Consider the following 15863-nt stretch of genomic DNA (forward strand, 5'->3'; position numbering starts at 1 on the left):
TTATTTTTTTTGTATATATTTCTTAATAGCTTGCATCATATTTATCCAAGCATTTTCTGAATGTGAACGCTCAAATTCATCAACAAAATCCTTTCCTTCTATCGATAAATAAGTAAAATTTCCAGATGATTTCAAACTAAAAATAACTTCTATCTCATGATTCGAATTTTGTTTCTTGTAATTATAACGTAATCGTTCATTTTCTAAAATAGAAGTTATTGTCGCTTCATCAATAATAGTTTCACCATTTTTTTGAGATTCAAACGTTACTTTCTCTCCTACTTTCCATTCATTGCAATTCATTTTTATGTTTTCAAAACATGCACTGAATTCTTCTTCATTTGTCAATACCTTCCAAATATTTTCGGCAGCACTATCTATCGAAATATTAAGCAAAACATCATCTTTTCCCATTCTCTATTCTTCTAATTTTTTATATTTTTCTAATTTGCATTTATAATTCACAGAAACTCTTATTGCTAGTAAACCACTTAATCCTTGTAAATCGTCAATTTCTAAATATTCAATATCATTTTTCAAATACTTTTTCTCAATCAATAAATTGATATAATTAGTATACTCTTCCCTCAATATATCTTCGGTATAAATGATACAAATTTTATGTGGTTGATTAATACGTTCATTTGTCCCTTTAACAAAAGCTTTGCTCAATCGTTTCTTTACAATTTCATATTTAGCATTATTGTATCCGTTTACATCAAATCGTTTTTCGTCTAATTTAAATAATATATCAAGTGTGGTATTGGTTGCATAAAGTAAAGAAGCCACTTCCATTTTAAGAGGTATTCTCTTTTGAATTTCTTTGTAAGCTTGCTCCAATGCAATCATTGCTTGCAATTGCCAATATCTAATTTCTCTAATATTTTGATAAGAAAACTTTTTTATCGGAGCAATACTTCTTCCTACATATAAATTATAATCAATTCCATCTGTCTTAAAACGTTCGTAATAATGCGGAAAAATTGCTTGTGCATCTTTCTGAAACGTATCTAATTTATTTGACAAAAGCGAATTTGTCATTACAATTGATTGATCAAATTTTTTGCGTTCTACATAAAATAGTCCTGTTGTAGAATCTAATTTTTTCAGGTATTCCTCTATGATAGATTTTTCACCTTCTTGTACATACTTCGGAATTTCGGGATGAATATGAAGCGTGATATAATCAAATAATTCACTCTCAAAATAGATTTTATCTACATTATCAATTCTTTCCAAAAAGTTTTTCAAATCATCAATATAATCCAAAAACTTTCGTTTTCTCGAGCGATTGTACAATTCATTACAAATCAAAATCAAATAATCAATCTGTTTGATATAATCTTTTTTCAAACATTGATTTCTAATCGTTGACGAGTTTCGTACATCTAATTCGCCATAAATTGGATACACATTTTGAAATGAAATCTGAGATTTTTGCTTCGTATTTCCAGGATGCAATAAATGTTCTTTTGCCTTTTCTCTAAATTTCCAATCTACACTTGGATGCAGAGAAGTATACTCCGTTTGAATATAAGCATTAATCTGATTCTCAAACTCTACCGAATAACGATAAATCGATTCTTCTAAAAGTGGCGTAATTTCACGTAAAAGATTGGCATTAATTCGATTAAAAACTCCTGCTTCTTTCGAACCAATTTCAAGAATTCCGAGACAAGAGTTTCCATTTTTTAATGGATAAAGAATTAAACTTCTGATTTCTGAATTATATGCAATTCTCAACATCTTATCAGTTGGAAACTTCGACAAAGCCGACTCTACATTAGAAACCACATAATAATCGGACTTTGAAATTTTATGTTCTAAATCTGTACATGCTATTTCAGTTAACTTTAATTTTTTGCGATTATCAATTAATAAACTATCATTTAATTGCAATAAATGACTAATTTCTAATTGATTTTTATCTGAATTATAAGCAGAAAAACCAACTTCTAATTCATTTATTCTAAAAATTGATTTCAATGCTGAAATAATATCAGTTCGAACAACATCGAAAGATTCTCCGTAAGATAGAAGTTTTGATTTTAAATTAGAAAGTGCTATTTCTGTCGTATTATCAAAAAAAGAAACAAGATTAAATCCTTTTGCAATCCAAGATCCAACAGGAATTTTTTCCATCCATAAAGCAGTATCTTCATAATTATTCAATAATTCTTCTATCTCATCTTCTGTTAATTCAAATTTTTTATCAGAAGGAAATATTTTAAAATAATCGTGATTAACATCTGTTCCTAAATACGTTTTAAAACCATTTTCGTTTTCAATAACCAATTGATTTGACAAGTTAAAATCTAAATTTTTGCCATAATATTTGGACAAGATAAAACAACAACTGAATTTATAAAGCGTTTCATAATCAAGATTTTCAAAATTAAATTTTAATCTTGATGTTTTATTGTCAATCAAATCTTTTAACCGATCAGTCGCAAAAATAAATTTATCTGAGAATGGGAACGTAATTGCTTTTAGATTGTATTTAATCAAAGGGCTTGGAATAACTTTCTCGATAATTGGCTCAACATTTTTAATTAATTTCTCAAAATCTTCAAATGTATCTACTCCATCAATCAATTCTGGACGAGTTACTTTTAGATATTCTAAAAAAGCATTAAACTCTCCAAAATTATATTCAGACGCTTCAAGTTCTGTGATTAAAGAATCGAAGGAATAAATAATTTTTATGGGTAATATATCGATAAAATTTTTGTGCATACGTTTCTCAAAAATAACGAAAGACTACTTAATAAGCAGTCTTTTGGTTATTATTTTATTTATAAATTATCTTGTAAAAATCAAAGTTTCTGTTGTAGAAAGGTTTTCATCAAAGCGGTAACCATCTACATCAAAAGCTTTTACTTGATCTAATGTTTCTACATTATTTTCGGCACAATAACGAGCCATTGCACCACGAGCATGTTTAAAATACATCATGATTTTTTTCAATTCTCCATTTTTGTAGTCCTGAAATTCAACATCAATCATAGGAGCTTTCAATGCTTTTTTATCCAAAACTTTTGCATATTCATTGCTAGCCAAGTTTAAGATAAATTCTCCCTTTTTTAGTTTCGAATTAAGAAAAGGTGTCAAAATATCTTTCCAAAAACCATATAAATTCTTAGAACCATGAACGTCCAATTTTGATCCCATTTCCAAACGATACAACATTACTTTATCAGACGGGCGCAACATTCCGTATAAACCAGATAAAAGAAAAGCATGTTTATTAAAATAATTTAACGCTTTTTCGTCCAATGTTTCTGCATTTAAACCTCTATAAACTTCTCCTTTAAAAGCTAAAGCAGCAGGAATTGCTTGTTTAGTAGTTGGTTTTACATTCCATAATTGATTACGATCCACATTCATTTCAGCAATATCTTTCGAGATTTTCATCAACTTTTCTAAGTCTGTTGTACTCATCTCTTTCATAATATCCATTATTTCTTTCGATTGCTCTAAAAATTGAGGTGTCGTAGCTCTCCACTTTGCATTCGTTTCGAGATTCATCATCTTTGCTGGAGATAATAATATTTTCATGTTTCTTTTTCTTAAAAATTAATTACAAATAATCCTCAATATCACCTTTTCCTTCACGCAACACTTCCACTCCATCAGTCATATCCACAACTGTTGAGGCAATATTATCACCATATCCACTATCAATAACAGCATCTACAAGTTTTTCCCATTTCTCGAAAATTAATTCAGGGTCAGTTGTATATTCTACGATTTCATCTTCATCATAAATAGAGGTTGACGCAATAGGATTACCCAATTTTTCTACAATCATTTGCGGAACAGCATGATTTGGCACACGAATACCAACAGTTTTTTTACCTTTATAAGCTACAGGTAAATTACGCGAAGCATTCATAACAAACGTAAAAGGTCCTGGTAATGCACGTTTCAAAATTTTAAACGTACTATTATCAATAGGTAAAGTATACTGAGACAAATGACTCAAATCGTTACAAACAATAGAAAAATGAGATTTTTCGAGCTTAACACCTTTTAATCGTGCTAATTTTTCCATTGCTTTGAGATTCGTAATATCACATCCTAATCCATACACGGTATCAGAAGGATAAATAATTAAACCTCCATTTTGTAAAATTTTAACCACTTGATCAATTGCTTTTTCTTGTGGATTTTCTGGATGAATTCTGATATAATCTGCCATTTGTAAATCTTTATTCAAAGATACAAAATTGACAACAAATCTATTCTTTCGTAGATTTTAGTTTTTGATTGGATGATTGAAGAAATTGATAGGCATAAAAAAACTCCTCTGCAAGCAAAGGAGTTTGTGATATTATTTTGATTTATTTATTCTTTAAAATCTCGTGGAATACAGTTTGTGCAGAGTAGATACGGTTTGTAGCTTCATCGATTACAATTGAACGATCTGAATCTAATACTTCATCAGAAACCACAACATTACGACGTACAGGTAAACAATGCATAAATTTTCCATTATTCGTCAAATTCATTTTATCCATTGTCACTTCCCAATCTTTGTCACCTTCATTTGCTTGACCATAATTCTCGTAAGAAGACCAGTTTTTTGCATAGACAAAATCTGCATCTTTTAAGGCTTCATCTTGATCATACGAAATAGTTGCTCCTTCTGTAAATTTCGGATCCAATTCTAATCCTTTTGGCTGTACAACTGTAAAATCAACCCAATCTACTTTAGAAAACCATTGTGCGAAAGAGTTTGGTACAGCTTGAGGCAAACGACGTGGATGAGGCGCCCAAGTCATCACAACTTTTACTTTTTTCTCTGGTTTAGCTTCTGGATTGTACCCAATTTTTTCAGCAATTGTAATTAAATCTGCAAATGATTGCAATGGATGTAACGTCGCGCTTTCCAAAGAAACCACAGGTACAGAAGATAATTCTTTTACTTTATTGAACATGATTTCGTTGTAATCTTCGTCACGATCTACTAATTTTGGGAATGTACGAACTCCTAAAACGTCACAATACGCACTCATTACCTGAATTGCTTCTTTGATATGTTCTTGCGAATCTCCGTTCATTACAGCTCCATCTGCCATTTCTAACGTCCAAGAATCTGCACCAGCATTCAAAACCCAAGCATTTGCACCTAAATTATATGCTGCTTTAATTGAGCTTAAACGAGTTCTTAAACTTGGATTAAAAAATATTAAACCAACTGTTTTGTTTTTTCCAACTTCTTGTTGAGCAAATGGATTTGCTTTAATTTCTAAGGCTGTTTTTAGTAATTCGTCGATGTTTGCTACATCATAAACCGAAGTGAATTGTTTCATAAATAAGAAGAATCTTTTGTTTTATTTGTCTTGCAAAATTAGTGGAAACAATTTATAAAATGCGCTTATTTTCTAATTTATTGAATGTAAATTTAGGATTATTCCTTCTTTATTTTTCTTTATTAATAAAATCTTATTCTCTGCGTTTATTGAGTTCGTTTCATAATCATTCGATTCCATTTTTATAATCTTCGATTGAAAATCAAAATCACTATCTGACAGTTTAAGATTTTTATTCTTTTTATTCAGATTATCTAATTCTATTAGGCTTAATTTTTTGTCTATAGTTGAATATTTATAATCAATTAAAGCTGTTTCATTTTTGAAATATTTTTTTGATGAGATTATGTCATGATTAGAATCAAAATTGATTAAAAAGTAATTTCTAGTTTCAAAACTATAGAAATCATCCAACTCATTTTTGAATAAAATCGAATAACCTTTCTTCGTTTCGAAATTTCTTAACGGCTTTAGATAACTCTTTTTAACTTCATCTGTATTTATAAAATTATTTATTTTAGGATTTATTCTTAACCAACCAAAAAGATTTTTAGAAATTGTATTTGCTTTATCATCAATCACCCATTTAAAAACTCCGGCATAAGCTTTATCTTCTAATTCACTAAAATTTTTAGACGGATTCTTATACATCCCTATTAATATAGTTTTGTCATCTGAATCTTCTATTTTAGTAATTTCTAAATATTGTCCTGACTCCTTGTTGATTTCCAAAGAACCTATTAAATTTCCGTCCTCAATATTGTATATTTTTAAAACAGAACCTAAAAATTTTCGTTTGCTTTCAAAATTATTTTCTATTACAAAAACCTTATTATCTTTAACATGAAGTAAACTATGATAATTAAATTTATCAGATTCTTTGTAATTTTTATACAAAGACCACAATTCTTTACCGTCGCTATTTAAAACTTTTATTGTACTCTCTCTTATCTTTGATACTAAAGTTACCTTTGGTAAAGTCAGCGACTCAACAACAAAATAAAATTTACCTTTAGAATTTGCAGAAACTACTTCAGATAAATTTGTTCCATTTTGTCCTTTGTTAATTGCTCTAAAATCGTGACGATTCGGAGTTATTAATAATTCTTTCTCATTTTGAAAAATTATTTGATTAAAATTCCCTGTTTTAACATCAAAAATAAATGTAGCTTCAAATGGATAACTATATGTATTTGGATTACTATAAATTTTTGTAATAGATAGTTTGTCACCTAACAGCTTGACACTTTTATAAAAACTTTGAAATGGATATGAGGAATTTTCATCATAAGAACCTTTTGAAATTAGCGATAAATTATTATCTAAAATTTCGAAATTAAATCCTTTTTGAGTTGTATTTAATAGTAAATATTGTTCTTGTTTATTTACCTCATTGATAAGATAAACTACGTTATAATTATTATTTGAAACTGCAAACTGATGACTTTGTCCAAAACTAAAACTACTTAATAAAAACAGTGAAAATAAGTATAAAATTCTTTTCATATTTAGTGAATAATTCAATTTTAAAAATAATCAAAACAACGTCAATTCATCTTTTGGTCCACGAATGTCCAAATCTAAATCATTGTTTAATTTCTTGATGAAATATTTAGCTAACATTGGAGATTCAAGTTCCAAATTTTGATGAATAAAGAAATATAATTTTTGTAATCCTTCGCCTTTCCAAAGTTTAATTGTTTCAATCCATTCATCTAAACGTTCATAATCAGACGAAATATTAGCTCCAACAAAACGTATAAACGCTTCAGAAGAAGTCAATCTCATATGCACCATATCTCTCCTACCCGCTGTATCAACAATAATATTTGAAATGTTATGCTTTTCTAATAATGAAACCAATCGGTTAAAATTTTCTTCGTTCGAAAACCATTCTTCATGACGAAGTTCTACAGCTAATGGATAACCTTTCGGAAAGTTCTCAATAAAATTTTGAAGTTTATCAAAATCTTTTGGAGCAAAATTTTCGTGTATTTGCAAGAAAATCATTCCTAACTTTTCTTCAAACAACGCTACAGCATCCAAATATTGATTCAATTTATCCGTCACATTTTGCAATCTTCCATAATGGCTTATACTCTGTGGAATTTTCGGAAAGAATTTGAAATCATTCGGCGTTTTATTCGCCCAAGTTTCTACAACTTCTTTAGATGGAGAACGATAATACGTTGCGTTCAGTTCAATACTATTAAATTGCGTTGAATAATAACTTAATTCATCTTTTGTTTTAGGCGGATAAAAATTCTTCAAATCTTGTTTATTCCATTTTGCACAGCCTACATATACTTCGAAATTATCTGATTTATCAGCTTTATTCAACAAATCAATCGTTTCTTTTGGTGTTTTTGGCAATGTAAAATCAACCAATTCTGGATTTTCTACTTTTCCGAATTTCATCTTTCTAAATTTTAACGGAAAATTAAGCAATTATCAGCATTTGACAAGATCTATTTTAAGACAAAATGTCAGAAAAATTTCATTTGGAATATCTTTTGAAATTTAGAATTCGTCAAGAAATCTGATGATTTAAACTATTTACAAGAAAAACTAATTATTAAAAATAAAAAATACAATAAAAATGAATAAAGGAAATATTAATGTTTCGGTAGAGAATATTTTTCCACTAATTAAGAAATTTTTATACAGCGATCACGAAATATTTTTACGTGAATTAATTTCGAATGCTTCTGATGCAACATTGAAATTAAAGCATTTAACAAGTATCGGTGATGCAAAAGTTGAATATGGAAATCCAAAAATTGAAGTAAAAATCAATAAAGAAGATAACACTTTACACATTATTGATCAAGGTTTGGGAATGACAGCTGATGAAGTGGAAAAATACATCAATCAAGTTGCTTTTTCTGGTGCAGAAGAATTTATTAATCAACACCAAGATGCAGACGGAATTATCGGACATTTTGGTTTAGGTTTTTATTCAGCTTTTATGGTGGCTGATAAAGTAGAAATTATCACAAAATCATACAAAGACGAGCCTGCTGTACATTGGACATGTGATGGTTCTCCTGAATTTACATTAGAAAATTCGGATAAAACAGAACGCGGAACTGAAATTATTTTACATATTGCTGAAGATTCGAAAGAATTTTTAGATGAATGGAAAATTCGTGAATTATTGAATAAATACAATAAATTCATGCCTATTCCGATCAAATTTGGAACGAAAAAAGAAACACTTCCATTACCAGAAGGTGCTGCTGAAGATGCTAAACCAGAGGAAATCAAAGTTGATGATATTATCAATAATACAAATCCAGCTTGGACAAAAGCGCCATCTGAATTATCTGACGAAGATTATCAAAATTTCTATAGAGAATTGTATCCAATGCAATTCGAGGAACCTTTATTCCATATTCACTTAAATGTTGATTATCCATTTAATTTGACTGGAATTTTATTCTTCCCAAAATTAGGAAATAACATTAATATCGATAAAGATCGTATTCAATTATACCAAAATCAAGTATTTGTAACAGACGAAGTGAAAGGAATTGTTCCTGATTTCTTGATGTTATTACGTGGTGTGATAGATTCTCCAGATATTCCATTGAATGTTTCGCGTTCGTACTTACAAGCTGATGGAGCTGTGAAGAAAATTTCTGCACATATCACGAAAAAAGTGGCAGATAAAATGTCATCATTAATGAATCAAAATCGTGAAGATTACGAGCAAAAATGGAACGATATTAAAGTTGTGATTGAATATGGAATGATTTCGGAAGATAAATTCTTCGAAAAATCTGACAAATTTGCATTGTATCCAACTGTTGATGGTAAATATTTTACTTGGGACGAGCTGAATACTGCAATCAAAGACAACCAAACAAATAAAGACGGAAAGCTAGTTATTCTTTATGCTTCAGATGTTGATGGACAAGATCAATATATTCAAATTGCAAAAGAAAAAGGATACGAAGTTATTTTATTAGACTCTCCTATTTCTTCTCACTTGATTCAGAAATTAGAATCAACAAAAGAAAATGTAACTTTTGTTCGCGTTGATGCAGATCATATCAATAATTTGATTGAGAAAGATGAAGTTAAAATTTCTAAATTATCAGATGATGACAAAGAAAAATTGAAAACGGACATCACAGAATCGATCAATAATAAATCATACACAATTCAATTAGAAGATTTATCTGGAACAGATGCTCCTTTCATCATTACGCAATCAGAATTTATGCGTCGTATGAAAGATATGCAAGCTACTGGTGGAGCTGGAATGTTTGGAATGGGTAATTTCCCAGAAATGTACAGCGTTGTGATAAATGCAAACTCTGAATTAGCTTCAGAAATTTTAGCAAAAGAATCGAAAGAAGAAAAAGATGCGTTGATTAATCAAGCATTAGATTTAGCAAAACTTTCGCAAGGTTTGTTAAAAGGGAAAGAGTTGACTAATTTTATCAATAGAAGTTTTAAGAACATTAAATAATTTCAGAACACTATATTTTAGTAGTCTTAAACTTAAAATCCAGCACATTATGTGCTGGATTTTTATTTATCTTATCCATTATTGATGTGTTAAACTTTTAAAATTAAAACAAAATAATTTGCAAAACATGATTTTTATCATTAATTTTACATCAAGGAATTAATAATTATTCGTTCAGGACTTTAAAATACTTTAGTTGTTTTAAAACAGAACATTAAAATTAATAATTATTTTCCCATAAAATAACGAAATTTTTAAGCCGACAGAAAATTTTCATAATAAGGTGAAAATTAATTCAAATCATTATCAAAAATTTCGGGAAGGATTTCAAGAAATTGAAATCCTTTTTTACCCAGACGTTCTTTTTAAATCGATTTTACTCATAGTTATTCATAAGATTTTATTATTAGTAATCAATCATTTATGAGTATATATCATTTATTATTACAATAGATATTTGTTCTATTTATATAAAAATTCTTTTTTTATAATCATTTAAAAAGGACAAATTACAATGGACTTATTCAGAAGAAAGAATATGACATTGGGAAGGATTTCAAGAGATTGAAATCCTTTTTTTTTGCAGGTTATTCCATAAAAAAAGGGAGACAAAAAATGTCTCCCTTTTTATATTAGATTTCAGAATATATTATTCTTGTGATACAATTTTAGCAGATAAATATTCACGGTTCATACGTGCAATATTATCTAAAGAAATTCCTTTTGGACATTCGATTTCACAAGCTCCTGTATTTGTACAGTTACCAAAACCTTCTAAATCCATTTGCGCAACCATTTTCTGCGCACGACGAGCAGCTTCTACTTGTCCTTGTGGTAACAATGCGAATTGAGAAACTTTTGCTCCTACGAATAACATTGCAGATCCATTTTTACAAGTTGCAACACAAGCTCCACAACCAATACAAGTTGCAGCGTCAAACGCTTCATCTGCATTCATTTTGTTTACTGGAATGTTGTTTGCATCTACTGTACGTCCTGATGTATTTACAGAAATGTAACCACCAGCTTGTTGGATACGGTCGAAAGATGAACGGTCAACAATTAAATCTTTGATTACTGGGAATGCAGCAGATCTCCATGGCTCGATGTAAATTGTCTCACCATCTTTGAACATACGCATATGTAATTGACATGTTGTAACTCCTCTATCTGGTCCGTGTGCTTCACCATTGATGAATAAAGAACACATACCACAAATACCTTCACGACAATCGTGGTCGAATGCAACTGGCTCTTTTCCTTCTTCTATTAATTGCTCGTTTAATAAATCAAGCATTTCTAAGAAAGAAGAATCAGTAGAAACATCTTTTAAGGAATATGTTTCCATTTTTCCTTGAGCATTAGCGTTTTTTTGACGCCAAATTTTCAGCGTTACGCTGATTGTTTTTGATGATGCCATAATTCTATATGATATTTTGACATTTTGCTTGAAGGTTTGTTATCAAGCAAAATGATTTTATTATTTATAACTACGAGTTTTAAGCTCGATATATTTGTAATTCAATTCCTCTTTGTGTAACACCTCTGCGTTGATGTCATTTCCTTTATATTCCCAAGCGGCAACATAAGTGTAGTTTGCATCATCACGCATTGCTTCACCTTCTTCTGTTTGATATTCTTCGCGGAAGTGACCACCACAAGACTCATTACGATTAAGTGCATCTATTGCCATTAATTGTCCTAATTCTAAGAAGTCAGCTACACGTCCAGCTTTCTCTAACTCAGTGTTCATTTCGTCAGCATCACCAGGAACTTTTACATCGCGGTAGAATTCTTCACGTAAAGCAGCAATCTCAACAATCGCTTCTTTTAAACCTTCTGCATTACGAGCCATACCAACTTTGTTCCACATAATAATTCCTAAACGTTTGTGGAAGCTATCTACAGTTTTAGTTCCTTTGTTATTTAAGAAATGATTAATTTGATCTTTAACAGCTTTCTCAGCTTCGTCAAATTCTGGTGTATTTGTAGGAATTTTACCTGTACGAATATCTGCTGATAAATAATCTGCAATTGTATAAGGTAATACGAAATAACCATCTGCTAAACCTTGCATTAAGGCAGAAGCTCCTAAACGGTTTGCTCCGTGATCAGAGAAGTTAGCTTCTCCAGCTACGAAACATCCAGGAATTGTTGATTGTAAGTTGTAATCAACCCAAACACCACCCATTGTATAGTGAATTGCTGGATAAATACGCATTGGATTTTCGTATGGATTCTCATCTGTAATTTTCCAATACATTTGGAATAAGTTTCCATATTTCTCTTCAATCCATTTTTTACCTAATTTCTCAATTTCAGCAATTGATGGATTTTGATCTCCGTTTGCGAAAGCAACCTCACGACCTTTTTTCTTGATCTCATCTGTAAAATCTAAGTAAACTCCTTCACCAGTTTCATTTGCTTCGATACCATAACCAGCATCACAACGCTCTTTTGCAGCACGAGATGCAACGTCACGAGGAACTAAGTTACCGAATGCAGGATAACGTCTTTCTAAATAGTAATCTCTGTCTTCTTCTTTGATATCAACAGCTTTTTTCTTACCAGCACGGATTGCTTCAGCGTCTTCTTTCTTTTTAGGAACCCAGATACGTCCTGAGTTACGTAAAGATTCAGACATTAAAGTCAATTTAGATTGATTTGTTCCGTGAATTGGAATACAAGTTGGGTGAATTTGTACGTAACAAGGGTTAGCGAATAATGCACCTTTTTTGTGAATTTTCCATGCAGAAGTTACGTTAGAACCCATTGCATTTGAAGATAAGAAATATACATTTCCATAACCACCAGTAGCAATAACTACTGCGTGAGCAGAATGTCTTTCAATTTCACCTGTAACTAAGTTACGAGCAATAATACCACGAGCTTTTCCATCAACAAGAACAATGTCTAACATTTCGTGACGATTGTACATTTGGATGTGCCCTAAGTGGATTTGCTGATTCATTGCTGAATAAGCTCCTAATAATAATTGTTGACCTGTTTGACCTTTCGCATAGAAAGTACGAGATACTTGTACTCCACCAAAAGAACGGTTATCTAATAATCCACCGTAGTCACGTGCAAAAGGAACCCCTTGCATTACACATTGGTCGATAATATTACCTGAAACCTCTGCTAAACGATAAACGTTAGACTCACGAGCACGGTAGTCACCACCTTTGATTGTATCGTAAAATAAACGGTAGATAGAGTCGTTATCTCCTTTATAATTTTTAGCAGCATTAATTCCCCCTTGCGCAGCAATAGAGTGAGCACGACGAGGAGAATCTTGGTAACAAAAAGCTTTTACTTTGTATCCTAACTCTGCTAAAGTAGCAGCTGCAGAACCTCCAGCTAAACCTGTACCAACAACAATAACATCAATTTTATCACGGTTATTTGGAGCCACTAAGTTTAAATGTGCTTTGTGTTCGCTCCATTGTTTTGCGATATCTCCTTCTGGAGTTTTAGAATCTAATATACTCATTTCTTGATATTATTTAATTATTTAACAAAAAAATGGTAAACAGCAATGATAATGAAACCAGCTGGAATTAAAATAGAGTACCATTTTCCGAAAGCAACAATTACTGGTGTGTATTTGTTATGTCTTGCTCCAATAGATTGGAATGCAGACGCAAAACCATGTTGTAAGTGTAATGATAAAAATACAAAAGCTACAATGTAGATTACTAATCTTACAAAACTTAAAGCACCTTCTAAAGTGAACACGTGATGTAAGTGATCCATAAAGTAATTACCTTGAGCAAACTCTGGATTTGGAGAAATGTAATGATCTGTGATTGTTGGAATCCAGAAATCATACAAGTGTAATAATAAGAAAACTAAAATTACTGAACCAGAAATAATCATATTTCTAGACATCCAAGATGCATTCGCAGCACCATTATACTTTTGGTAAGCTACTGGTCCACGAGCTTTTTTGTTTTGAGCTTCTAACACAAACCCCATTACAAAGTGGTAAACTACACCAATTAATAAGATAGGTTGCATTAAGTACTGAATAAAAGGGTTGTCACTCATGAAAGCCGAAACTTCATTGAACCCATTCGGATTAATTACAGATAATGCATTAATCACGAAATGCTGTAACAAGAACACGATCAAAAATAACGCTGAAAGCGCCATCGCGAACTTCCTACCAATCGACGATTTTAGTAATGATTCATTTGCCATAAAGCAATTCGTTTAATTTTTTAGATATTTCTACAAATTTAATCATCCCGATACTCTAATCACAATGAATTATATCATTTCGTTAACATAATTAGATAGTTTAGAATCATTCTTAGTTAATTAGGATATTTTTAACAATTTTTAAAAAAAATAATTGTGTAGTAAAGAATTAATTTCTATACTTGCATTAGAAAAGTAGAACAACTTTTCATAGGTTTAAGTTAGTTAGGTTAATCCTCTTATAGTAATATAAGAGGGTTTTTTATTTTTGTTGTAACATTTTTCTTTTTATCACTACATATAAAGCAACAAAACAATAGTTTGAATAATAAAGCAAAAATATTTACTGAATTAGTCGAAAAAAATCAAGGGATTATCCATAAGGTTTGTCGTATTTATACAGATGAAAAGGATTCTCATGACGATTTATTTCAGGAAATTGTTTTGCAATTATGGCGATCATATGACTCTTTCAAAGGTGATTCGAAATTTAGTACATGGATGTATCGAGTAAGTTTGAATACTGCCATTACATTGATCAGAAAAAAAACAAAAACGAAAGAAACCGACTTTAACGAAGCGCAGTTTATTCATCTAAAATCAGAAGATAAGGATGAATTTTTAGAAGAACGTATTACGCTTTTATATGCCGCCATACGACTATTGAATGATGTAGAACGTGCATTGGTATTACTCTTTTTAGAGGATTTACCTTATAAAGACATTGCGGAAACCTTAGGTATTTCAGAAGTTAATGCACGTGTAAAAATGAATAGAGTGAAAATAAAGTTGAAAGAAATAATGTCTAAAATGGAACAATAATGGAGTTAGACGACTTAAAATCAATTTGGGGTTCCATAAAGGAAGAAGAAAAATTTGATCAAAATCAGATTTTTCAGATGTTAAAAAAGAAATCATCAACAACAATAAAATGGTTATTTATCTTCACTTTTTGTGAATTTATCCTTTTTCTTGTCTATAATATATATGTATTAATATCAGGAAAAAACTTCTTTAATAGCCAAGTTAAAACTTTAGTTGAGCAAAAAACAATTAATAATTATGAAATTGCTTCGGTATTTAGTATTGTAATTACATTTGGTTTTTTGGTAATGGCGTACCGCTATTTCAAAAAAATAGATCTCAATCAATCAGTGGTCGATTTAATGAAAAATATAATTTCTTTTCGTCGATTGGTTAACTTATTTATCCTTTTTACAGTTTTAAGTTTGATCGTTTCCTCTGCTCCTTTCTATTTTGAATTAGGTCAATCTATTTATTTAGCAAAACACGCCAATGATATACAGCCAATCGCTAATAACGCAGCCGTTTATGGTTGGATTGCAATTATCACAGCCGTTGCATTTATTATCATAATCGGTACTGTTTATTATGGAATAATCTATTTTTTATTTTTAAGAAAACTTCAACAAAACTTAAAAGAGTTGAAAGAATTGAAATAATATCTTATTTTTGTAAACTGAATGAAAAAATTTATCCAATATATCATGCTAACGATTTCACTGTTTATGACAGTGTATCAATCTGCGCATATATTGGATCATGCTCTAAATAATGAGCACAAAGAATTAAAAGACAAATTTTCTAATGTACATGATCATAGTTGTACGATTTGTCATTTCAATCAACATTTTGTAGAAAATGATTCTGAAATCGAATTATTCGAATGGTCAAAATCATTTATCCAAAAAGATAAAACGCTTTACACAACTCGTGTAAAACAAGCTGTATTACTTACTCAAAAAAGTCTTCGAGCACCGCCCTATACAATTTAATTTCAGTAAAAAACCACCCTTATTTTTTTAACGTTATTAAATTATTGTATTTATGTCAATCAACATAAAATG

At 30.3% G+C, this 15863-nt stretch carries 14 protein-coding genes; 4 read left to right on the top strand and 10 right to left on the bottom strand.

Features of this window, described 5'->3' with window-relative positions:
• The 7 genes from AC2I98_RS04495 to AC2I98_RS04525 form a co-directional block, all read right to left on the bottom strand.
• Window positions 1-414 carry an SRPBCC family protein gene (locus tag AC2I98_RS04495; protein WP_486413435.1) on the bottom strand — a complete coding sequence of 138 codons (414 nt, stop codon included), beginning with the start codon at window positions 412-414 and terminating at the stop codon, window positions 1-3.
• Window positions 415-417: 3 nt separating this feature from the next.
• On the bottom strand, window positions 418-2736 hold the full coding sequence (locus AC2I98_RS04500; RefSeq protein WP_486413436.1) for a hypothetical protein: 2319 nt from the start codon (window positions 2734-2736) through the stop codon (window positions 418-420).
• 66 nt (window positions 2737-2802) lie between these two features.
• Entirely contained in the window at window positions 2803-3558 is a 756-nt protein-coding gene (yaaA, locus tag AC2I98_RS04505; protein WP_486413437.1) for a peroxide stress protein YaaA, read from the bottom strand.
• A 22-nt stretch (window positions 3559-3580) separates the two neighbouring features.
• Window positions 3581-4201 carry an L-threonylcarbamoyladenylate synthase gene (locus AC2I98_RS04510; protein ID WP_486413438.1) on the bottom strand — a complete coding sequence of 207 codons (621 nt, stop codon included), beginning with the start codon at window positions 4199-4201 and terminating at the stop codon, window positions 3581-3583.
• A gap of 142 nt (window positions 4202-4343) precedes the next feature.
• The gene (locus AC2I98_RS04515; RefSeq protein ID WP_486413439.1) at window positions 4344-5315 is read right to left on the bottom strand and encodes an N-acetylornithine carbamoyltransferase; all 972 of its coding nucleotides are present in this window, start codon (window positions 5313-5315) and stop codon (window positions 4344-4346) included.
• A gap of 72 nt (window positions 5316-5387) precedes the next feature.
• A complete protein-coding gene (locus AC2I98_RS04520) occupies window positions 5388-6821 on the bottom strand; it encodes a hypothetical protein (RefSeq protein WP_486413440.1) in 1434 nt (477 codons plus the stop codon).
• A gap of 30 nt (window positions 6822-6851) precedes the next feature.
• The gene (locus AC2I98_RS04525) at window positions 6852-7733 is read right to left on the bottom strand and encodes a DUF72 domain-containing protein (protein WP_486413441.1); all 882 of its coding nucleotides are present in this window, start codon (window positions 7731-7733) and stop codon (window positions 6852-6854) included.
• Window positions 7734-7914: 181 nt separating this feature from the next.
• On the opposite strand from AC2I98_RS04525, the gene htpG reads away from it, so the two are divergent.
• Window positions 7915-9792 carry a molecular chaperone HtpG gene (htpG, locus tag AC2I98_RS04530; protein ID WP_486413442.1) on the top strand — a complete coding sequence of 626 codons (1878 nt, stop codon included), beginning with the start codon at window positions 7915-7917 and terminating at the stop codon, window positions 9790-9792.
• 649 nt (window positions 9793-10441) lie between these two features.
• On the opposite strand, the gene AC2I98_RS04535 is transcribed toward htpG, so the two are convergent.
• The 3 genes from AC2I98_RS04535 to AC2I98_RS04545 are packed head-to-tail and all read right to left on the bottom strand — an operon-like array spanning window position 10442 to window position 13995.
• Complete coding sequence (locus tag AC2I98_RS04535; protein WP_019975434.1) at window positions 10442-11212, bottom strand: succinate dehydrogenase/fumarate reductase iron-sulfur subunit; 771 nt, start codon at window positions 11210-11212, stop codon at window positions 10442-10444.
• Between the two features lie 60 nt (window positions 11213-11272).
• Window positions 11273-13285 carry a fumarate reductase/succinate dehydrogenase flavoprotein subunit gene (locus AC2I98_RS04540; protein WP_486413443.1) on the bottom strand — a complete coding sequence of 671 codons (2013 nt, stop codon included), beginning with the start codon at window positions 13283-13285 and terminating at the stop codon, window positions 11273-11275.
• A 17-nt stretch (window positions 13286-13302) separates the two neighbouring features.
• The gene (locus AC2I98_RS04545) at window positions 13303-13995 is read right to left on the bottom strand and encodes a succinate dehydrogenase cytochrome b subunit (RefSeq protein WP_486413444.1); all 693 of its coding nucleotides are present in this window, start codon (window positions 13993-13995) and stop codon (window positions 13303-13305) included.
• A gap of 321 nt (window positions 13996-14316) precedes the next feature.
• On the opposite strand from AC2I98_RS04545, the gene AC2I98_RS04550 reads away from it, so the two are divergent.
• From AC2I98_RS04550 to AC2I98_RS04560, 3 genes are read left to right on the top strand one after another with little or no spacing between them, the layout of a single operon-like run.
• Window positions 14317-14817, top strand: coding sequence for an RNA polymerase sigma factor (locus tag AC2I98_RS04550; protein ID WP_486413445.1), 501 nt, complete (start codon window positions 14317-14319; stop codon window positions 14815-14817).
• A complete protein-coding gene (locus tag AC2I98_RS04555) occupies window positions 14817-15458 on the top strand; it encodes a hypothetical protein (protein ID WP_486413446.1) in 642 nt (213 codons plus the stop codon). The genes AC2I98_RS04550 and AC2I98_RS04555 overlap by 1 nt, the downstream gene beginning before the upstream one ends.
• A 21-nt stretch (window positions 15459-15479) precedes the next feature.
• Window positions 15480-15791 carry a hypothetical protein gene (locus AC2I98_RS04560; protein WP_486413447.1) on the top strand — a complete coding sequence of 104 codons (312 nt, stop codon included), beginning with the start codon at window positions 15480-15482 and terminating at the stop codon, window positions 15789-15791.
• The last annotated feature ends 72 nt before the right edge of the window (window positions 15792-15863 follow it).

The organism is Empedobacter sp. EJD.6dd (assembly GCF_057369435.1).